Origin of the sequence: Micromonospora sp. BQ11, assembly GCF_052068135.1 — a bacterium.
Lineage (GTDB): Bacteria > Actinomycetota > Actinomycetes > Mycobacteriales > Micromonosporaceae > Micromonospora.
The window spans coordinates 187,758-207,541 of the sequence record NZ_JBQHDB010000001.1 but is presented as its reverse complement, the minus strand read 5'-3'; the positions used below and the strand labels follow the sequence as shown (position 1 = coordinate 207,541).

Here is a 19,784-nt window from a genome sequence, read left to right as displayed (position 1 = left end):
GCGGCGGCAGAAAGTGCGAGATCGCCGCCCGGGTCCGGCCGACCCCGGGTCCGGCCGGAGGTCCGGGGGTCGGTCCGCCGCACCGTTCCCGCCCGTCAGGTCCGGGGGAAGAGGCGGTGGATCACGGCGCGGGCGGCGGCGCGGTGGTCGTCGCCGACCGCGGCGGGGAGGGCGCCGGCGAGCCACAGGGTGGCGAAGCCGTGCACGATCGACCAGGCGGCGAGGGCGTCGCCCTCGGGATCGGACGCCGTGGGGCGATCAGCGGGCAGGCCGGCGACGCTGGCGTGGAGGGCGGCGCCGGAGCGCTCCTGGGCGGCCAGCAGCTCCGGGTCGTCGGGCCGGTGCAGGTCGGTGCGGAACATCACCTCGAAGTGCGCCCGGTGCTCGACGGCGAAGCCGACGTACGCCACGCCGACCTCCAGCAGGCCGCCGTCGGCCTCGCGCAGCGCGTCGGCCAGCAGGTCGAATCCCTCGGCGGCGACGGCGGTGAGCAGGCCCGCCTTGTCCCCGAAGTGGTGTGCCGGCGCGGCGTGCGACACGCCCGCCCGGCGGGCCAGGTCCCGCAGGCTCAGGGCGCCCGGCCCGGATTCCCCGATCGACTCCACGGCCGCCGCGAGCAGTGCGCGCCGCAGGTCGCCGTGATGGTAGCCACGCGTTCCGGAGGACATGCCCCACTGTAACTTGCCATTGACAAGATGTGCGTCAGGGCCCAATCTTGTCGGTGACTAGATGGGAGGGGTCATGGTTCCCCTGCTCGCTCTCGTGATCGGCGCCGCGCTCGCCCGACTCGCCGGCCTGGCCGGCGTCGACGCCCTCGACGGGTGGCATCCCGCCCTCCGGGTGGGACTCGCCCTGATGCTCGTACTCACCGGCACGGCCCACTTCTCGCGGAGCCGGCGGGCGGACCTCGTCGCGATGGTCCCGCCCGGACTCCCCCGGCCGGACCTGCTGGTCACCGTCACCGGCGTCCTGGAACTGGTCGGCGCGGCGGCGCTGCTCGTCCCGGCGACCGCACGCTGGGCCGCCGCCGGCCTGGCCCTGCTGATGCTGGCGATGTTCCCGGCGAACGTGTCCGCCGCCCGGCGCGGACTCACCCTCGCCGGCCGGCCGGTCACCCCGATCGGTACGCGGACGGCGCTCCAGGTCGTGTTCGTCGCCACGGCTGTCGCTATTTCGTTTGGCCCCTGACGGTCTCGAAGCTAACGTGTTTGGCGTGGACCTGGTGACCCTCTCGGACGTGCCGCTCGGTCGGCTGCTGGTGGTGGCCGGACACGTCACCGGCCAGCGCTGGAACCGGTTCCTCGCCGAGGAGCACGGGCTCAGCCAGGCCGGCATGGTGGCCCTCATGACGATCGCCCAGCACGGCGAGCTGCCACACCGGGCGGTCGCCGAACGGTGCTTCGTCCGGCCGGCCACCCTCACCGGCATCGTCGACACGCTGGAGCGTGACGGCCTGGTCGAGCGGCAGCGCGACGAGGCGGACCGGCGGAGCGTACGGCTCACGCTCACCGAGGCCGGACGTGCCCGGGCGGCGGCGCTCACCGAGCTGATCCACTCGGAGCGCCCGCTCACCTCCGTCGACGCGGATCCTGCCAAGGCGGCGGTGATCCGGGAGTTCCTCCTGGAGGTCATCGCCGCCGGGGACGAGCCGAGCCCGCCCCTGGAGGCCCCCACATGCTGATGCGGTTGCTGCGCGCGTTCCTGCGCCCGTACCAGCGACCGCTGGCGGCGGTCGTGCTGCTCCAGTTCGTCGGCACGATCGCCTCGCTCTACCTGCCCAGCCTCAACGCCGACATCATCGACCTCGGGGTGGCCCGGGGAGACACCGGCTACATCATGCGGACCGGTGGGTGGATGCTCGCGGTCAGCCTGGTGCAGATCGTCTGCTCGATCGCCGCCGTGTACCTGGGCGCGCGGACCGCCACGGGATTCGGGCGGGACGTCCGGGCCGCGGTGTTCCGGCACGTCAACCGATTCTCGGCCCGCGAGGTGGCCCGCTTCGGCGCGCCGTCGCTGATCACCCGCAACACCAACGACGTGCAGCAGGTGCAGATGCTCGTCCTGATGAGCTGCACGATGCTGGTCGCCGCACCGATCATGAGCGTCGGCGGCGTCGTGATGGCCCTGCGCGAGGACGTCGGGCTGTCCTGGCTGATGCTGGTCAGCGTCCCCGTGCTCGCCGTCGCCCTCGGGTTGATCATCCGGCGGATGGTGCCGGGGTTCCGTCTCATGCAGACCCGCATCGACACCGTCAACCGGGTACTGCGCGAGCAGATCACCGGCATCCGCGTCGTCCGGGCGTTCGTGCGCGAGCCGTACGAGACGGAACGCTTCGCCGGCGCGAACGCCGACCTGACCGCGACCGCCCTGCGCACCGGCCGGCTGATGGCCCTGATCTTCCCCGTCGTGATGCTGGTGCTCAACGTCTCCAGCGTCGCGGTGCTGTGGTTCGGCGCGCAGCGGGTGGAGGACGGGGCGATCCAGGTCGGCGCGCTCACCGCCTTCCTCCAGTACCTGATGCAGATCCTGATGGCGGTCATGATGGCCACCTTCATGCTGATGATGGTGCCCCGCGCGGCGGTCTGCGCCGAGCGGATCACCGAGGTGCTGGACACCGACTCCTCCGTGGTGCCCGCCGCCCGACCCGTGACCGACGTGCCGGGCCGGGCCGAGCTGGAGCTTCGGGACGTGCGGTTCCAGTACCCCGGGGCCGCCGAGGCGGTGCTGCGGGACATCTCCCTCCGGGTCCGTCCCGGTACGACCACCGCGATCGTCGGCAGCACCGGGGCCGGCAAGACCACCCTGCTGTCGCTGATCCCCCGGCTGGTCGACGTGACCGCCGGCGCGGTCCTGGTCGACGGGGTGGACGTGCGGGAGCTGGCACCCGACGAGCTGTGGCGCCGGATCGGCCTGGTGCCGCAGAAGCCGTACCTGTTCACCGGCACCGTGGCGAGCAACCTGCGCTACGGCAACCCCGACGCCACCGACGCCGAGCTGTGGACGGCCCTGGAGATCGCCCAGGCGCGCGACTTCGTCGAGGCCATGCCGGAGGGGCTGGACGCGCCGATCGCGCAGGGCGGTACGAACGTCTCCGGTGGCCAGCGGCAACGGCTGGCGATCGCCCGGGCCCTGGTCCGGCGACCGGAGATCTACCTCTTCGACGACTCGTTCTCGGCGCTGGACCTCGGCACCGACGCCCGGCTGCGGGCGGCGCTGCGACCGGTCACCGCGGACGCGGCGGTGGTGATCGTGGCGCAGCGGATCTCCACGGTCGTCGACGCCGACCAGATCATCGTGCTGGAGAACGGAGGCGTGGTCGGGATGGGCCGACACGACGACCTGCTGGTCGACTGTCCCACGTACGCCGAGATCGTCGCGTCCCAGCAGACCGGGGTGGCGGCGTGACCGGGCGGGGTGGGACGCCTCCCGCCGTACCTCAGCAGAAGCCGGCGGCCGACCCGCGGACGCCGAAGCGGCTGCCACCGGGGGGCCAGCGGGGCGGTCCGCCCTGGATGGGCGCCGGGATGCCCGCGGAGCGGTCGATGACCTTCGTGCCGTCGGCCCGGCGGCTGCTCGGCCGGCTCCGGCCGCACCGGGCACACCTGGTCGCGATCGTCGCGCTGGCGCTGCTCGGCGTGGGCTTCAGCGTCATCGGCCCGATGATCCTCGGCCACGCCACCGACATCATCTTCACCGGCGTGCTCGGCCGGCAGCTTCCCGCCGGCACCACCGCCGACGAGGCCGTCGCCGCGGCGCGGGCGGACGGCGACGCGAGCTTCGCCGACATGCTCGCCCGGATGGACGTGGTGCCCGGCGTCGGCATCGACGTCGACGCGCTGGGCCGGGTCCTGCTGCTCGCCCTGGCGCTCTACCTGGGCGCGAGCCTGTTGATGTGGTGGCAGGGCTGGCTGCTCAACGGCGTGGTGCAGCGGACCGTGTACCGGCTGCGCGCCGACGTCGAGGCCAAACTCAACCGGCTTCCGCTGCCCTACTTCGACCGGCAGCCGCGCGGTGAACTGCTCAGCCGGGTCACCAACGACATCGACAACATCTCCACCAGCCTCCAGCAGACCCTCAGTCAACTGCTGACGTCGGTGCTCACCGTCGTCGGCGTCCTGGCCGCGATGTTCTGGATCTCGCCGCTGCTGGCCCTGGTGGCGCTGGTCGCCGTACCGCTGTCGGTCGCCGTCACCGGCCAGATCGCCAAGCGGTCGCAGAAGCAGTTCATCGCGCAGTGGACGCACACCGGGGAGCTGAACGGCCACATCGAGGAGGCGTTCACCGGCCACGAGCTGGTCAAGGTCTTCGGCCGGCAGCGCGAGGTGGAGGCCGCCTTCACCGACCGGAACGAGGAGCTGTTCCGGGCCAGCTTCGCGGCGCAGTTCATCTCCGGGATCATCATGCCGGCGATGATGTTCATCGGGAACCTGAGCTACGTGGCCATCGCCGTGGTCGGTGGCCTGCGGGTCGCCACCGGAGCGATGAGCCTCGGCGACGTGCAGGCGTTCATCCAGTACTCGCGCCAGTTCACGCAGCCGCTGACCCAGGTCGCCTCGATGGCGAACCTGCTCCAGTCCGGGGTGGCCTCCGCCGAGCGGGTCTTCGCGGTGCTCGACGCGCAGGAACAGAGCCCGGACCCGGAGCCGCCGGCCCGGGTGACCGAGCCGCGCGGCCGGGTCGAGTTCGAGAACGTCTCCTTCCGATACGCGGAGGACAAGCCCCTCATCGAGAACCTGTCCCTGGTCGCCGAGCCGGGGCACACCGTGGCGATCGTCGGGCCGACCGGGGCCGGCAAGACCACCCTGGTCAACCTGATCATGCGCTTCTACGAGCTGGACGCCGGCCGGATCACGCTCGACGGGGTGGACGTGACCACGATGAGCCGCGACGACCTGCGCGGCCGGATCGGCATGGTGCTCCAGGACACCTGGCTCTTCGGCGGCACCATCCGGGACAACATCGCCTACGGGCGCCCGGGCGCCAGCGAGGAGGAGATCGTCGCCGCCGCCCGGGCCACCTTCGTGGACCGGTTCGTCCGCAGCCTCCCCGACGGGTACGACACCGTCATCGACTCCGAGGGCAGCAACGTCAGCGCCGGCGAGAAGCAGCTCATCACCATCGCCCGGGCGTTCCTTGCCGAGCCGTCGCTGCTGATCCTGGACGAGGCGACCAGCTCCGTGGACACCCGTACCGAGGTGCTGCTGCAGCGGGCGATGGCGGCCCTCCGGTCGGACCGGACCAGCTTCGTCATCGCCCACCGCCTCTCCACCATCCGCGACGCCGACCTGATCCTGATGATGGAGAACGGCCGGATCGTCGAACAGGGCACCCACGAGGCCCTGCTCGCCGCGCAGGGCCCCTACCACCGACTCCACCAATCCCAGTTCACCCCCGCCGCGACCCCGACCCCCGCGTCGGTCTAGGGCAGCAGGACATGGGAGCGGGAGCCGACCACGCCGCGGATCACCGCCAGGGCGTCGGCGACGGGCATCGGATCCAGGACACGGCCTCCGCGCAGGCGCAGCGAGACCTCGCCGGCTGCGGCCTCGCGGGGGCCGACCACTCCGACGTACGGCACGCGTCTCCGGGCGGCGTCGCGGATCCGGGCCCCCAGCGACCCGGCCCGTTCCACCTCCACCCGCAGCCCGGCGGCCAGGGCCTCCGCGGCGAGGGCGTCGGCCGCCTCGGCCGGACCGTCGTCGATCGGGAGCACCATCAGCTGCACCGGGGCGTACCAGGCGGGGAACGCGCCCTCGTGCACCTCGATGAGGTACGCGAAGAGCCGCTCCATGCTGCCCACCAGGCTCCGGTGCACCATCACCGGCCGACGTCGGGCCCCACCCGAGTCGGTGTACGACAGGTCGAACCGCTCGGGCTTGTCGAAGTCGAGCTGGACGGTGGAGAGGGTCGACTCCCGACCGGCGGCGTCGACGATCTGGATGTCGATCTTCGGCCCGTAGAACGCGGCCTCGCCCGGGGCCTCGGTGTACTCGACCCCGTCGAGCGCCGCGCGGAGCAGGTCCTCGGCCCGCGCCCACTGGGCGTCGTCGCCGACGTACTTCTCCCCCGGTCCGCGCAGCGAGAGGCGGAAACCCGCCGGCCGTACGCCGAGGGCGGCGTGCGCCTCCCGGATCAGTCGCAGGATGTCGCGTACCTCCTCGCCGACCTGTTCCAGGGCACAGAAGTTGTGCGAGTCGTTGAGCGAGATCGCGCGTACCCGGGACAGCCCGCCGAGCACGCCCGACCGCTCGGAGCGGTACATGCCGCCCAGCTCCGCGACCCGCAGCGGCAGGTCCCGGTAGGACCGGCCGCGCGCCCGGTAGACCAGGGCGTGGTGCGGGCAGAGGGCCGGCCGGAGCACGAACTCGTCGTCGGCGGAGAGCCGCATCGGCGGGAACATGTCGTCGGCGAAGTACCCGAGGTGGCCGGACAGCTCGAACAGCTCCCGCCGGCCCAGGGGCGGGGTGACGACGTGGCGGTAGCCGGCCCGGCGCTCCAGCTCCCGGACGTACTCCTCGACGGCGTGCCGGGCGGCGGCGCCGGCCGGCAGCCAGAGCGGCAGGCCCGCGCCGGCCAGCGGGTCGGATACGAAGAGGTCCAGCTCGCGGCCGAGCCTACGGTGGTCGATCATGTCGCGCTCCTTGATCGGGTACGACCCGGGAGCGACCGACGTCCGGAAAGCCGCGAGGCCCCGGGGCGGATCGCCCGGGGCCTCGTCGACGGATTCGTCAGTGCGGCGCGCCGGGGTTTCCCGGCGTCGTGGTCCGTTCCGCACTGCGCATGGGGCGACGGTACGCACCGCTCGCCACACCTGGCATCCGAATTTCCGGTACGGCCGGCGAACGGGGTACGGAACGGGCCGGCGTGGCGGGCGCACCCGGCGCGGGGCGGCACCCCGGAGAAAGGGGCGGGCCGCCGGCACGGGACCTGCCGACGGCCCGCGGCGGCCCGCTCGTCGAGAACGGGGGACCCGACGGTCGTGGGGCCGCGCGCCGACAACGGTACGCCGATGAACACCGATCCGGCGACCGCCTCGCGTACGTGGTTCATCGGCGAAACCGGTAACCCCGGGCACCCGCCGCTCGTTGACCTCTGGTGGCGCCGCCGTGTCGGCGGTCACCGCCGGCCAGGGCCGTCCCCGGTGACCCGGGCCATGTCGTCAGGCTCTGCAACATCCGATCGGCCCGTCCGGTGAGGTGGCAGCCGTGCCCGAACTACTGACCGAGGTCGCGTCGCCCATGTGGGCGTACCTGGCGCTGCTCGGCCTCCTCGTCGTCGACGCCTTCGTACCGGTGGTGCCCACCCAGGTGCTGATGATCACCGGTGGCGCGCTCACCGTGTACGGCGGCCTGAACCTGCCGGTCACCATCGCGGTCGGCGCGCTCGGCGTCTTCGCCGGGGACCTGGCCTGCTACCTGCTCGGTCGCCGGGCACCGAGGTCGCGGCTGGCGGCGCGGATCCGCGGCAGCCGCCGCCGGCTGCTCCGGTCCCGGGAGCCCGGCCGGGCCCGCCGTGCCGCGGGGCGGGTCACCGAGGGCCTGCGACGCCCCGGCCCGCTGGTGATCCTGCTGTGCCGTTTCGTGCCCGGTGGCCGGATGGCGGCCTGCTTCTCCGCCGGGCGCCGCGGATACCCGTACCGCCTCTTCCTGCTCTACGAGTCGATGGCGGCGCTCGGGTGGGCGGCGTACGGCGCGCTGGTCGGCCACCTGGGCGGAACCGCGCTGACCGGGTCGACCTGGCGGCTGGCGTTGATCGCCGGCGCCGCCGCCGTGGGCTTCGCCGCCGCCGGCTGGGTGATGACGCTCCTCAACACCCGCACCGTACGCCCCACCGCCGAGTGAAAATCGCCCGCAGAGCATAAGTCCGGTTCCTCCACCTGTGCAGGACCGATCCGACTACCGCCGACCTGGTCAGCGAGGCCGTCGATCTCTCGTCGAGCACGGCCCCGCCCTCGGACGGCCCTTGGTCGACCGCCTCAAGGGCAGCTCGTTCCACCATATGAAGGAGCTGCGCCCCGGTTCGAGTGGCACGACGGAGATCAAGATCATCTTCGCTTTCGACCCCGCGCGTGGGAGCACCCCGACCGCCTCGCCCGGCGGGGCGAGTTCCGGGAGAGGATGCTGGCATCGGTCAGCGGCGCGCAGTTGGCTGAGATCCGTCGCCAACTCGGCATGACGCAGAGCCAGTTGGCCGAGGCGGCAGGTTTGTCGCAGGCGCGGATCAGCCAGATCGAGAAGGGCGAACACACGAGCCTCGAGACGCTACGGGCCTACGTCACCGGCCCGGGCGGCCATCTCGACGTGGTGGCGCGCATCGGCAACATCCGCCTCGACGTCGCCTGAGGCACGCCTCGTCTGCACCAGCCGAAGATTGATCTCGAACTGGATTCACTCCTACCGTCCGCGACGGAGCCGACAGCCATCGGCCCGGCCGGTGCACGGACCGGCCGGGACGGGCGGGCGGGTCACTCCAGTTCGTGGAGCATGAGCTGGCGGGCCGCCTCGGTGATCGACCCGGACAGGCTCGGGTAGATGGTGATGGTCTGGGCCAGCTCGTTGACCGTGAGGTTGTTCTCCACGGCCATGGTGATCGGCAGGATCAGCTCGCTCGCCTTCGGCGCGACGACCACGCCGCCGATGACCTGCCCGCTGGCCGGCCGGCAGAAGAGCTTCACGAAGCCGTCGGAGACCTCGTCCATCTTGGCCCGGGCGTTGCCGCCCAGCGTCAGCATCACCTGCCGCGCGGGCACCTTGCCGGCGTCGACCTCGTCCTGGGAGACGCCGACGGTGGCCAGCTCCGGGTCGGTGAAGACGTTCGCCGCGACGGTACGCAGCCGCAGCGGCCGGACCGCCTCGCCGAGCGCGTGCCACATCGCGATCCGGCCCTGCATGGCGGCGACGCTGGCCAGTGGCAGCACCCCGGTGCAGTCGCCGGCGGCGTAGATGCCGGGAACGTTGGTGCGGGAGACCCGGTCGACGGTGACGTAACCGCCCCGGGCCAGCTCGACGCCGTACTCGGCCAGCCCCAGGTCCGCGGTGTTCGGGATCGAGCCGACGGCGATGAGCGCGTGCGAGCCGGTGACCGTGCGGCCGTCGGACAGCTCGACCTCGACCCCGTCGGCGGTGCGGCGGACGGCGTCGGCGCGGGAGTTGTTGAGGATGCTCATGCCCCGGCTGCGGAAGACCCGCTCGATGGCCATCGCCGCGTCGGCGTCCTCGTGCGGCATCACCCGGTCCCGGCTGGAGACCAGGGTGACCGGGACGCCCATGGCGAGGTACGCGCTGGCGAACTCGGCACCGGTGACGCCGGAACCCACCACGATCAGGTGCTCGGGCAGCTCGGGCAGGTCGTACACCTGCCGCCAGGTCAGGATCCGCTCACCGTCGGGTACGGCGGTGGGGAGCTGGCGGGGGGTGGCCCCGGTGGCGACCAGGACGGTGGACGCGGCGATCGAGTACTCCTCGCCGCCCTCGGCCGGGGTGACGATCACCCGGTGGGTGTGCCCGAGGGTGTCCTCGCCGAGCCGGGCGCTGCCCGCGACGAAGGTCACCCCGGCCTTCACCAGCTTGGCGTGGATGTCGCCGGACTGCGCGAGGGCGAGGCGCTTGACCCGCTCGTTGACCGCGCTGGCGTCGACCGTGACGGCGTCCAGGCCGTCGGAGTGCACCCCGAACTCCTCGGTGTCCCGATATCCGGTGACCACCTGGGAGCTGGCGATGAAGGTCTTCGACGGTACGCAGTCCGACAACACGCACGCGCCGCCGGCACCCTCGGCTTCGACGACGGTGACGTCGGCGTCCAACTGGGCGGCGACCAGGGCCGCCTCGTAGCCGGCCGGCCCCCCGCCGATGATCACGATCCGGCTCACAGCGCCGTCCTCTCGTTCGCGACTGCGGGGCTCCGCTCCGCTGCACTCCTCGCGCTCACCGCGCTCGCCTCCGACCAGTGCTCACAGTGACTTTCTTCTCCCGAACGCGTCCGACACGCACCGTCGTATTCTCCCCCACCCGCCGGGCGGACTATCGTCATCGCCGTGCGTCATTACGCCGCCTACGGCTCAAACCTCGATCCTGCCCGGATGCGCGCCTACTGCCCGCATTCGCCGATGGTGGGCACCGGCTGGCTGGAGGGCTGGCGGCTCACCTTCGCCGGCGAGGACGTCATCGGCTGGGAGGGCGCGGTGAGCACCGTCGTCGAGTCCCCCGGTGACCGGGTGTTCGTGGCGCTCTACGACATCCACCCGTACGACGCCGCCCAGCTCGACGAGATCGAGGGCGTGACCGCCGGCACGTACCGCAAGCTGCACGTGCGGATCTCCACCCTCGACGGGGACGTCACCGCGGGGGTCTACGTCTTCGACGGGTACGAGGGCGGGCTGCCCACCTCGTGGTACCTGTCGGAGATCGCGAACGCCGCCGAGAAGGCGGGCGCGCCGGACGACTACGTCACCGAGCTGCGGTCCCGCCCCACCAGCACCGCGTCGGCGTAGGGCGTGTCGCACGACCCCCAGTCTGCTACCGCCACCGGCGGAACCACGATCCGGGCCGGCCTGGCGTCGTCAATCACACACCGGCGGCGGGGACGATCAGCTCGTACATGTCGGTCCAGCGCACGTCGCGCAGCCCCACCGAGCGGTAGAGGGTGACCGGGGCGGTCGGGTTGCTCAGGTCGACGCCGAGCCCGGCGGACTCCCGACCCTTGGCGGCGTAGACCGCGAAGGCACGGCGCAGCAGCGCCGCGCCCACCCCGCGCCGTCGGTACGCGGGCAGCACCGACAGGCTCCGGACGAACCCCTCGTTCTGCTCCAGCGCCTGGTCGGAGGACTGGAGCGCCCCGGCCGGCTCGCCGTCGACCTCGGCCACGAACCATTCGTCCCAGGTCGTCCCGTGCAGGTGCAGTTGCTCGCGCCAGCGGTCGTAGCCGACCGGCTCGTAGTCCGGCGTGTCCCGGAAGGCGGTGTCGAAGATCCGGTGGAACAGCCGCAGGTCGACCTCGTCGCCGGGGCGCAGCGGACGGACGGTCACCCCGGCCTCGAGCGGTGGTTCGGGCGCCAGGTCGGCCAGCGGGCGGTGCATCCGCACGTACCGCTTGACCCGGGTGAAGCCGGCGGCGGCCACCTCGTCCGCCCAGACGGTCTCCGGGGCGAACAGCGCGGTCCGGACGGTGAGCGCCGGCAGGCCCCGCTCGGCGGCCCGCTCGGCGATCCGGTCGAGCATCCGGGCCAGGAGCGGGGCACGCAGGTGGGCACCGCGCTCCGGGTCGACGTAGACCTCCACGAACTCCCGGCCCACGCCGGTCGGGTTGTCCACGGTCGCCCAGGCCACGAGCGTGTCGTCCGGGTCGGTGACCACCCAGGCGTCGCGGGTCGGGTCGGTGAACGGCGCGGTGAGGGCCGCCTCGACGTCGGCCGCGTCGAAGTCCGGGTATCCGACGGCGAAGGTGTCGGCGGCGTGCACGACCGCGAGGATCGCCGGCACGTCGTCCAGGGTGGGTCGGCGGGCGGTCCAGCCGGCGGGGAGCGTCACGGGGCGATCCTGGCAGGCGGGACCCGCGTCCGCCGCTCATTTTTCCGCCCGCGGTCCGCCCCGGTGGTCAGGCCCCGGCGCGCAGGTGGGCGCGGGTGCCGGTGAGCAGGTCCACCAGCTCCGCGCCGTCCCGCGGGCCGAGAGCCGCGAACGCGGGCGCGGCGAGCCGGTCGGTGACGGCCTCCGCCCAGAGGCGACGGCGGACCAGCGGCCCCACCGGTGGGTACGGCGGCGGCCAGCCGCAGGCCAGCGCGCCGGCCTCCCCCTCGGGCCCGGTCAGCACCGCCTCCAGCGGCGTCATCCCGCTGGCCCGTACGGCGAGCAGGTGGGCACCGGCGAAGTGTTCCCGCAGCAGTCGCAGGCCGACGGCCGCGCGGGCTCCGGGTGCCCGCCCCGGCAGCGGCATGGCCCGCCAGGCGGCGAACAGCGGCATGCCGGTGGCGTCGGCCGCCTCGACGGCGTTCCCGAGCAGGCCGGCCAGGCGGCCGACATCCGGCACGGGTCCGAGACGCTCGTCGCCCCAGCGGCAGCACTCGTCGAGGGTGGCGGCGGCCACCTCGACCGGCCGCACGGCCCGCACGGTGGCGTCCCACCCATCGGCGACCGCGTCCGGGGCGAGGAAGCCGAGTGCGGCGGCCACCGTCTCCGCCCGGACGTCGCCGAGCGCGCCGGCCCGGCCGGCGACGTAGAAGGCCCAGCCGGAGATGCCGAGCAGCCGCGCCCGGCGCAGGGTCGTCGGGCATCGGGTGAACGCGTCGCCCAGCTCCAGAACAGCCGGTTTGCTGGCCGCGGCGACCTGCTCCGGCGTCATCCGGTGCCGTTCAGTCCGTCCATAGGGGATCAGTCTGCCGTGCCGCCGTGCGGGCCGTCATCCCCCTCCTCGGCGTCGAGCGCCTCGACGGCGGCCTCGACCTCGCCGGCGCGACGGCGGGCGGCGGTGACCGTCCGCTCGGCGGCCCGGCGGGCGAGCCTGGCCCGGCTCAGCTCCTGCTCGGCGACCGCACGGCGGCGCTCCAGCTCGGCCAGTTCCGCCTCGACGGCATCCAGGGCGGCGGCGCCGTCGTGCTCGGCGGCCGTCGCCCCGGCCAGGTCGGCCTCCGCCCGTTCCTGGTCGGTACGCGCCCGCGCCAGTTCCTTCTCCAGCGCTTGGCGGCGCCGGGCGCGTTCGGCCCGGGCGGCCCGTTCGGCCTGCTCGGCGCGGAGCTCGGCCCGGTCCGGGCGACGGGGTGCGGGCTGGGCGGGTACGACCTCGTCGGCGCCTCCGGTGACCAGCCGCAGGTGGGGCCGGGGCACCTCGCCGAAGCCGGAGTGGCTGGCGGCCCGGAGCAGCCGGCCGGTGCGCACCTGCTCGGCCACCTCGGTGTCGGAGAGCGCGGCGTTGAGCGTCGCCTCCACCTCGGCCAGCGGCAGCTTCCCGGCCGACGGGGCACCCTCGGTCTCGCGCGCCAGCTTGCGGACCTCGGCGACGAGGGCGCCGACCACGGCCCGCCGCTGGGCGGAGAGTTCGCGCAGCCGGGGACCGCTCAGCTCCCGCTGGGCGGTCCGCAGCGCCTCGGCCAGCTGCACCAGGTCGGCGACCAGTTCGGGGCGCTCCAGGGCGAGCAGGTTGACCAGCCAGGCGGCCACGGTGGGGCGGCGCAGGCGGGCGATCTCCCGGGCGGCCTTCGGGTCACCGGCGCGGCGCGCGTCGGCGACCGCGCCGTCGCGGGCGGCGACGAACCGGTCGGGCGGCGTGCGGTAGAGCTGTCGCACCAGGTCTCGGGGCGGGTCGGGCATCGCGCGTCAGGCGTCGACCCGGGTGCCCGGCTCGAGCCGGCGGTAGTCCACATCGGCCAGCCGGGTGAAGTTGTTGTTCAGCAGCGACAGCCCGTTGTCGTTGAGCAGGCCGTCGTGCAGCGCGTACGCCCGGCGCGGCGCCACCGCCCGCAGGAAGTCCAGCGACTCGGAGAACTTCGTCCAGGGGGCGTGGATCGGCAGGAAGAGCGTGTCGACGCGGACGTCGTCGGGCACCACCAGCGAGTCGCCGGGGTGGTAGACCCGGTCGTCGATCAGGTACGCCAGGTTGTCCACCACCGGGATGTCCGGGTGGATCACGGCGTGCCGGCCGCCGTACGCCCGGACCGGCACACCGGCGGCGGCGAACTCGGCGCCCGCCTCGACCGGAGCCAGCACGTCGGCCAGGCCGTCCAGCATGGAGGCCAGCGAGGCTGGCCCGTAGACGGCGAAGGGCCGGTCCTCGTGCCGCTCGGCGAGGGCCGGCACGTTCACGTGGTCCGGGTGCTCGTGGGTGATCAGCACGGCATCCACCCTGTCCAGGGCCTCCGGCTCGCTGAAGACCCCCGGGTCGATCACCAGCACTCCGCCGTCGTGCTCGACGCGTACGCAGGAGTGGCCGTACTTCGTCAGCCGCATTCGTGACTCCTCGATTATCGAATCGTGACGTCCTCAGCGCAGTCTGCCGGAACGGGCGCGGCACCGCGCCTCGTCTGACCGATCGCCCCGACCCTCGGGGCCACGGAGATCGGAGCGGGGACATGGACGGAACGGGACGACGACGTCGGGGCGCGCTGCTCGCGGCGGCCGGACTGGCGGCGGTGCTCGCGTTGGGAGGCTGCAGCGGGTCCGGCGGTGACGAGGCCGCGACGAACGACAGCGCGGCGGGTGGGTCGGCCGGCAATCCCGAGCTGTTCGGCGACCGGGCCGGTGAGGCACCGGCCGGGGCCGGTCAGCCCGCCGATCAGAAGCCCGTGGCCGGGGCACCGGACCTGCGGGTGGACCAGCGTTCCATCGTCTACACCGGCTCGATGCGGGTGCAGGTGCGGAACGTCGACCAGGCGGCCCGGGACGCGATCACGCTCGCCACCGCGGCGGGCGGCTTCGTCGGCGGCGACCAGCGGCGCAGCGCCGGCGGGGACGCCACCGCCGACCTGACGCTCCGGGTGCCGGCGGCGAAGTTCACCGGGGTCGTCGACGAGTTGGCCAAGCTCGGCACGCGGCAGCAACAGGAGATCAACACCCAGGACGTCACCGAGGAGACCGTCGACCTGGACGCCCGCATCACCACCCAGCGTGCCCGGGTCGACAACGCCCGCCGGCTTCTCTCCCGGGCCACCTCCATCGGCGACCTGGTGTCGCTGGAGAACGAGCTGGCCCGGCGGGAGGCCGACCTGGCGTCCCTGGAGGCGAAGAAACGCCGGCTGGCCGACCTGACCGCGCTGTCGACGATCACCGTGTCCCTGGTGGGCCCGGACGCCCGACCGGTCGACGACCCCGACGAGGCCGGCTTCCTCGTCGGCCTGAAGGGCGGCTGGAAGGTCTTCCTGACCTCGACGACCGTGCTGCTGACCGTGCTCGGGGCGGTCCTGCCGTGGCTGGTCGCGTTCGGCGTACCGCTGGGATTGCTGTGGTGGTTCGCCCGCCGTCGCCGGCAGCGGCGGCCGGCCCTGGTCGCTCCGGCACCCCCCGGTCCCGTGGTCGCCACGTCGCCGACCGTGCCGGGGGCGCGGTCCGGCGCCTGATGTCGCGCGTCCGGTGGCGTCTCGTCCCGGGACGAGACGCCACCGGAGGCCGAGGACGGGTCAGCCCGGGGTGCGGGCGGAAGCGGCCCACGGCACGGCGGCGACCTCCGCCGGAGCCGGTTGCCGGAAACGCCAGGGCGCGACGTCCACCCAGGAACGGATCTGCCGCTCGGTGGTGAGCAGGTCCTTGCGCAGGTCGTACACCAGGTGCCGGGGCGAGCCGGCGGGGTCGCCCTGCCGGGTCCCCCGGAACGGCAGCACCGGCAGCAGCAGCGGGTAGTCGATCTGCCCCGTGCCGTTGCCCACCCCGATCTCTTGCTCCAGGAAGTCGCGGATCCCGTTCCGTACGTCCTCGACGTCCTCGAGGCGGGCGAGCCCGGCATCGTCGCCGGCCACGTGGTCACCGGCACGGTCCACCGGCGGCCGCCGCCAGATCAGCTGGAACGCCGGGCGCTTCGCCGTGAAGCCACGGTCCCAGGGGCGCGGGCTGATCGAGTACACGTCGTACGTGTGGTGGTGGTAGACCGAGCCCCACTCGCCCATGTCCCGCAGCACGTCGTCGACCGCCGCCAACCAGGGCAGCAGCTCCTCCTCGCGCAGCCGGGAACCCTCGCTGAGGTGGTACTCCCGGTACAGGTCGGCGCTGCCGGCGTACGGGTTCGGCGGTACCTGCTGCCGCACCTCGACGCGGTTGGCGTCGAGCAGGATGCGGGAGAGGTGGAAGCCGGCGACCGCCACGCCGGGGGCGCGACCCGCGACGATGTCGTCGACCAGGTGCCGGTAGATGGCGGCGGTCCCCAGGTCCAGGTTGTCGTGCACCAGCTGGGCCAGAGCCGTGAAGTCGACCGGGTCGGTGGCGGCGAGCAGGTCCGGCGGCAGTTCCGTGCCGCAGTGCGGCAGGATGTGCAGCTCGCGGACCGGGCCGTCGGTGCTGGCGACGATCGTGCCACCGCCGACGCGGGACCACCGGACGTGCGCTCCGGCCGCCCCCCGGTCCGCGTCGAGGTAGGGGTGACCGCAGTCGGAGCAGTCGTGCCCCCGCTGGTGCTTCAGGAACAGGCCGTCACTTCCCAGGTCGGCCGTCGTCACCACGGGTGCGGGCGCCGGGCGGTTCACCCGAGCGACCCGAAGGTCTCGTCGGCGAGAGCCGCCAACGCGGTGTGCGCCAGGACGCGGACGCCGTACTCGATGGCCCGCTCGTCCACGTCGAATCCGGGCCGGTGGAGGTCACGTTGGTCGGTCGCACCCGGCGGCGAGACCCCGAGCCGGATCATCGCGCCGGGAACCCGCTCCAGGTAGAAGGAGAAGTCCTCCCCGCCCATGCTGGTCTCGGCCTCGAAGACGTTCTCGTGACCCAGCGCCCGGGCCGCCGCGGCGCCGATGACCTCGGCCGCGTGCTTGTCGTTGATGACGGGCGGCGTGCCGCGGACGTACTCGACGTCGATCTCGGCGCCGGTCCCGCTGACCAGGTCCGGGACCAGCTTCATGATGATCTCGCCGGCGTCGTACCAGGCCTCGCGGTGCAGGGAGCGGACCGTCCCCCGGACGTACCCGAGCGAGGGGATGGTGTTGGACGCCTCGCCGGCGTGCACCGCACCCCAGACCAGCGAGACCGGCCAACGGGGGTCCATCCGCCGGGCGAGCTGGGCCGGCAGGTCCGTGACCAGCCGGCCGAGGAGGTCGACCAGGTCGGTGGTGAGGTGCGGGCGGGCGGTGTGCCCGCCCGGGCCGCCGACCCGGATCTCCAGAGTGGCGGCGGCCGCGGTCAGCGGGCCGGAGCGCACCGCGACGGCGCCGACCGGGTACTGCGGCGCGCAGTGCACCGCGAAGATGCACGAGACGCCGTCGAGGCCGCCGGCCGCGATGACCTCCGGCGCTCCGGACGGCATCGCCTCCTCGGCCGGTTGGAAGATCACCCGCACCCGCCCGGGCAGCCGCTCGCGGTCGGCGAGCCGGGCGAGGAGTTCGGCCAGCCCCAGCAGGATCGTGGTGTGCACGTCGTGGCCGCAGGCGTGGCAGACGCCCGGCACGGTGGACCGGTAGGAGGCGTCCTTGATGTCAGGCAGCGGCAGGGCGTCGAGGTCGGCGCGGAACGCGATCAGCGGGCCGGTCGAGGGGCCGATGTCGCAGATGACGCCATTGCCCTTGGGCAGCAGGCGCGGACGCAGGCCGAGCTCGGCGAGCTGGCGCGCGACGAGGGCGGTGGTCTCGAACTCGTCACCGGACAGCTCGGGATGCGCGTGGATGTGCCGGCGGGTGGCGACGAGTTCGGGTACCCGCGAGGCCAGGAGACCGTCCAGGCCGTCGGGCAGCGGCTGGGGCGGGGGAGACGCCTCCAGCGGGGATGACGCCGGGCCACCGGTCGGCGGCGTCGTCAACGCACTCGTCACGTCGGTTTCTCGATCACTAGAAAGGTAAGGATCTTCCGGGACAGCAGACAGACTAGACCGCCGACGGTGACGCTGCGCAACCTCGTTACGGTGATCGCCGGGGCGCACAGTGTCACAATTGCCCTGCTCGGGGTGCTCGGCCAAGAGCGGGACAGCAGGTAGATCGCGGTTCGACGCCGTCATCCGCCCCACACCTCCTACAACGCGTAACCGATTCGGCGGTCGCAAAACTGCGCCGAAGCCAGGCCCGTCTTTCCGAATTGTCGCATTAGTCGCATCGGTGAACTGCCACTACGGCAACTACCCGAACACGCTCGGCAACGGGGCTTCGGAGACGTTCACACCATCGGCCGCTCGCTGACCGCACACCGTGTGCGTCCCGAACACACGAGGTTGCGGAGTCACCCCGTCCGGTTACCCGTAAACCTCCGCGGCACACGCCGTGACCGATGGGCCGCGCCGCCCCCGGAGACGGACGAGCGGGCCCGGCGTCGTCGCGCGGCCCGCTCCGCGTCCACGCCGCCGGTCGGCGACGGGACATGTCTCGACTGTAACTCTGCCGACGCGTCCGCGCCCACCAGCGAAAACGTCCGATCAGTCGGAAGCACGACGGCCACCGTGCCCCCTGGTCCGGGGCCGGTGGCCGTGACGTGCGTGGGTCAGAAGCGGTCCGTCGGCCGGTACAGCCCCCAGACCTGACGCAGCGTGCCGCAGACCTCGCCCACCGTCGCCCGCTCCCGCAGCGCCTGCTTCATCGGGTGCAGCACGTTGTCGGTGCCCTCGGCGGCGGCCCGTAGCGCGGCCAGAGCCCGCTCGACCGCGTCGTTGTCCCGCTCGGCGCGCAGCTTGGCGAGCCGCTCACCCTGGGCCGCCTCGATCGTCGGGTCCACCCGCAGCGGCTCGTACGGCTCCTCGGCGTCGATGGCGAACCGGTTGAGCCCGACCACCACCCGCTCCCCCGAGTCGATCTCCTGCGCGATCCGGTACGCGGACTGTTCGATCTCCCGCTTCTGGAAGCCGGCCTCGATCGCGTCCACCGCCGACCCGTGCTCGAAGACCCGCTCCATCAGGGCGTTCGCCGCCGCCTCGACCTCGGCGGTCATCGCCTCCACCACGTACGAGCCGGCGAACGGGTCGACCGTGGCCGTCAGGTCCGTCTCGTACGCCAGGACCTGCTGGGTACGCAGCGCCAGCCGGGCCGCCTTCTCGGTGGGCAGCGCGATAGCCTCGTCGAAGCTGTTGGTGTGCAGCGACTGGGTGCCGCCGAGCACCGCACCGAGCCCCTGCACCGCCACCCGGACCAGGTTGACCTCGGGCTGCTGGGCGGTGAGCTGCACACCGGCGGTCTGGGTGTGGAACCGCAGCATCACCGACTTCGGGTTCTGCGCGCCGAACTCGTCGCGCATCAGCCGGGCCCAGATCCGTCGGGCGGCGCGGAACTTCGCGACCTCCTCCAGCAGCGTGGTGCGGGCGACGAAGAAGAAGGACAGCCGGGGCGCGAAGTCGTCGACCGCGAGCCCGGCGGCGAGCGCGGCGCGGACGTACTCGACACCGTTGGCGAGGGTGAACGCGATCTCCTGCGCGGGCGTCGCGCCGGCCTCGGCCATGTGGTAACCGGAGATGGAGATGGTGTTCCACTTCGGCACCTCGGCCCGGCAGTAGGCGAAGGTGTCGGCCACCAGCCGCAGCGAGGGCTTCGGCGGGAAGATGTACGTCCCGCGGGCGATGTACTCCTTGAGGATGTCGTTCTGGATCGTGCCGTTCAGCGCCGACCCGGGTACGCCGTTCTCCTCCGCGACCAGTTGGTAGAGCAGGAGCAGCACCGAGCCGGGCGCGTTGATGGTCATCGAGGTGGAGACCTTGTCCAGCGGAATGGCGTCGAAGAGCAGCCGCATGTCCTCGATGGAGTCGATGGCGACGCCGACCTTGCCGACCTCGCCGTGCGCGATCGGGTCGTCGGAGTCGTAGCCCATCTGCGTCGGCAGGTCGAAGGCCACGGACAGGCCCATCGTGCCGGCCCGCAGCAGCTGGTGGTAGCGCGCGTTGGACTCGGTGGCGGTGCCGAAGCCGGCGTACTGCCGCATGGTCCACGGGCGCGAGGTGTACATGGTGGGGTAGACCCCACGGGTGTACGGGTACTCACCGGGGCCGCCCAGCCGGGAATCCAGGTCCTCCGGAAGGTCGGCCGCCGTGTAGACGCCCTTGATCGGGAAACCGGACTCGCTTGACCGCCGTTCGCTCATCACCGGATGGTAGGACGAGGCGGCGCCTCGACGGGTGAGGGATTCCGCACAGCGCGTCCGCGAAGGTCGACCGGAGGTGAACGGCTGGGCACGTACTGTCGAGTTCGG

General features: G+C 73.0%; 18 protein-coding genes. 8 read left to right on the top strand and 10 right to left on the bottom strand.

The window, feature by feature from the left end; all coding sequences use genetic code 11:
• Nucleotides 1-95: 95 nt before the first annotated feature.
• Nucleotides 96-668, bottom strand: a complete 573-nt coding sequence (locus ACTMSW_RS01070) for a TetR/AcrR family transcriptional regulator (protein ID WP_441178487.1) — start codon at nt 666-668, stop codon at nt 96-98.
• A gap of 73 nt (nt 669-741) precedes the next feature.
• On the opposite strand from ACTMSW_RS01070, the gene ACTMSW_RS01065 reads away from it, so the two are divergent.
• The 4 genes from ACTMSW_RS01065 to ACTMSW_RS01050 all read left to right on the top strand — a co-directional run bounded on the left by ACTMSW_RS01065 (nt 742) and on the right by ACTMSW_RS01050 (nt 5,423).
• Nucleotides 742-1,188 carry a DoxX family protein gene (locus tag ACTMSW_RS01065; RefSeq protein ID WP_441178486.1) on the top strand — a complete coding sequence of 149 codons (447 nt, stop codon included), beginning with the start codon at nt 742-744 and terminating at the stop codon, nt 1,186-1,188.
• A 25-nt stretch (nt 1,189-1,213) separates the two neighbouring features.
• Entirely contained in the window at nt 1,214-1,681 is a 468-nt protein-coding gene (locus tag ACTMSW_RS01060) for a MarR family winged helix-turn-helix transcriptional regulator (protein WP_441178485.1), read from the top strand.
• Nucleotides 1,675-3,405, top strand: a complete 1,731-nt coding sequence (locus tag ACTMSW_RS01055) for an ABC transporter ATP-binding protein (protein WP_441178484.1) — start codon at nt 1,675-1,677, stop codon at nt 3,403-3,405. The genes ACTMSW_RS01060 and ACTMSW_RS01055 overlap by 7 nt, the downstream gene beginning before the upstream one ends.
• A 119-nt stretch (nt 3,406-3,524) precedes the next feature.
• Nucleotides 3,525-5,423, top strand: coding sequence for an ABC transporter ATP-binding protein (locus ACTMSW_RS01050; RefSeq protein WP_441179035.1), 1,899 nt, complete (start codon nt 3,525-3,527; stop codon nt 5,421-5,423).
• On the opposite strand, the gene thrS is transcribed toward ACTMSW_RS01050, so the two are convergent.
• Complete coding sequence (gene thrS, locus ACTMSW_RS01045) at nt 5,420-6,631, bottom strand: threonine--tRNA ligase (protein ID WP_441178483.1); 1,212 nt, start codon at nt 6,629-6,631, stop codon at nt 5,420-5,422. The two genes, ACTMSW_RS01050 and thrS, sit on opposite strands and share 4 nt — an antisense overlap.
• A gap of 574 nt (nt 6,632-7,205) precedes the next feature.
• On the opposite strand from thrS, the gene ACTMSW_RS01040 reads away from it, so the two are divergent.
• Nucleotides 7,206-7,841, top strand: coding sequence for a DedA family protein (locus ACTMSW_RS01040; RefSeq protein WP_441178481.1), 636 nt, complete (start codon nt 7,206-7,208; stop codon nt 7,839-7,841).
• Nucleotides 7,842-8,117: 276 nt separating this feature from the next.
• Nucleotides 8,118-8,342: a helix-turn-helix domain-containing protein gene (locus ACTMSW_RS01035; RefSeq protein ID WP_441178480.1), complete on the top strand. Its 225-nt coding sequence runs from the start codon at nt 8,118-8,120 to the stop codon at nt 8,340-8,342.
• Nucleotides 8,343-8,464: 122 nt separating this feature from the next.
• On the opposite strand, the gene ACTMSW_RS01030 is transcribed toward ACTMSW_RS01035, so the two are convergent.
• Nucleotides 8,465-9,868, bottom strand: coding sequence for an NAD(P)H-quinone dehydrogenase (locus ACTMSW_RS01030; protein WP_441178478.1), 1,404 nt, complete (start codon nt 9,866-9,868; stop codon nt 8,465-8,467).
• A gap of 165 nt (nt 9,869-10,033) precedes the next feature.
• On the opposite strand from ACTMSW_RS01030, the gene ACTMSW_RS01025 reads away from it, so the two are divergent.
• The gene (locus ACTMSW_RS01025) at nt 10,034-10,489 is read left to right on the top strand and encodes a gamma-glutamylcyclotransferase (RefSeq protein ID WP_441178477.1); all 456 of its coding nucleotides are present in this window, start codon (nt 10,034-10,036) and stop codon (nt 10,487-10,489) included.
• Between the two features lie 73 nt (nt 10,490-10,562).
• On the opposite strand, the gene ACTMSW_RS01020 is transcribed toward ACTMSW_RS01025, so the two are convergent.
• From ACTMSW_RS01020 to ACTMSW_RS01005, 4 genes are all read right to left on the bottom strand, one after another.
• Complete coding sequence (locus tag ACTMSW_RS01020) at nt 10,563-11,525, bottom strand: GNAT family N-acetyltransferase (protein WP_441178476.1); 963 nt, start codon at nt 11,523-11,525, stop codon at nt 10,563-10,565.
• Nucleotides 11,526-11,592: 67 nt separating this feature from the next.
• Nucleotides 11,593-12,336 (bottom strand): SCO6745 family protein, encoded by a 744-nt coding sequence (locus ACTMSW_RS01015; RefSeq protein ID WP_441178475.1) that lies wholly within the window; start codon nt 12,334-12,336, stop codon nt 11,593-11,595.
• Nucleotides 12,337-12,365: 29 nt separating this feature from the next.
• Complete coding sequence (locus ACTMSW_RS01010) at nt 12,366-13,301, bottom strand: hypothetical protein (RefSeq protein ID WP_441178474.1); 936 nt, start codon at nt 13,299-13,301, stop codon at nt 12,366-12,368.
• Between the two features lie 6 nt (nt 13,302-13,307).
• Entirely contained in the window at nt 13,308-13,937 is a 630-nt protein-coding gene (locus ACTMSW_RS01005; RefSeq protein WP_441178473.1) for an MBL fold metallo-hydrolase, read from the bottom strand.
• 122 nt (nt 13,938-14,059) lie between these two features.
• On the opposite strand from ACTMSW_RS01005, the gene ACTMSW_RS01000 reads away from it, so the two are divergent.
• Nucleotides 14,060-15,043: a DUF4349 domain-containing protein gene (locus tag ACTMSW_RS01000; RefSeq protein WP_441178472.1), complete on the top strand. Its 984-nt coding sequence runs from the start codon at nt 14,060-14,062 to the stop codon at nt 15,041-15,043.
• A 60-nt stretch (nt 15,044-15,103) separates the two neighbouring features.
• Here ACTMSW_RS01000 and ACTMSW_RS00995 read toward each other — a convergent pair whose 3' ends face one another.
• The 3 genes from ACTMSW_RS00995 to ACTMSW_RS00985 form a co-directional block, all read right to left on the bottom strand.
• Nucleotides 15,104-16,159: a hypothetical protein gene (locus ACTMSW_RS00995; protein WP_441178471.1), complete on the bottom strand. Its 1,056-nt coding sequence runs from the start codon at nt 16,157-16,159 to the stop codon at nt 15,104-15,106.
• Entirely contained in the window at nt 16,156-17,433 is a 1,278-nt protein-coding gene (locus tag ACTMSW_RS00990; protein WP_441178470.1) for an amidohydrolase, read from the bottom strand. Before ACTMSW_RS00990 ends, ACTMSW_RS00995 begins: the two co-directional genes overlap by 4 nt.
• 659 nt (nt 17,434-18,092) lie before the next feature.
• Nucleotides 18,093-19,676: an acyl-CoA mutase large subunit family protein gene (locus tag ACTMSW_RS00985; protein WP_441178468.1), complete on the bottom strand. Its 1,584-nt coding sequence runs from the start codon at nt 19,674-19,676 to the stop codon at nt 18,093-18,095.
• Nucleotides 19,677-19,784: the final 108 nt, after the last annotated feature.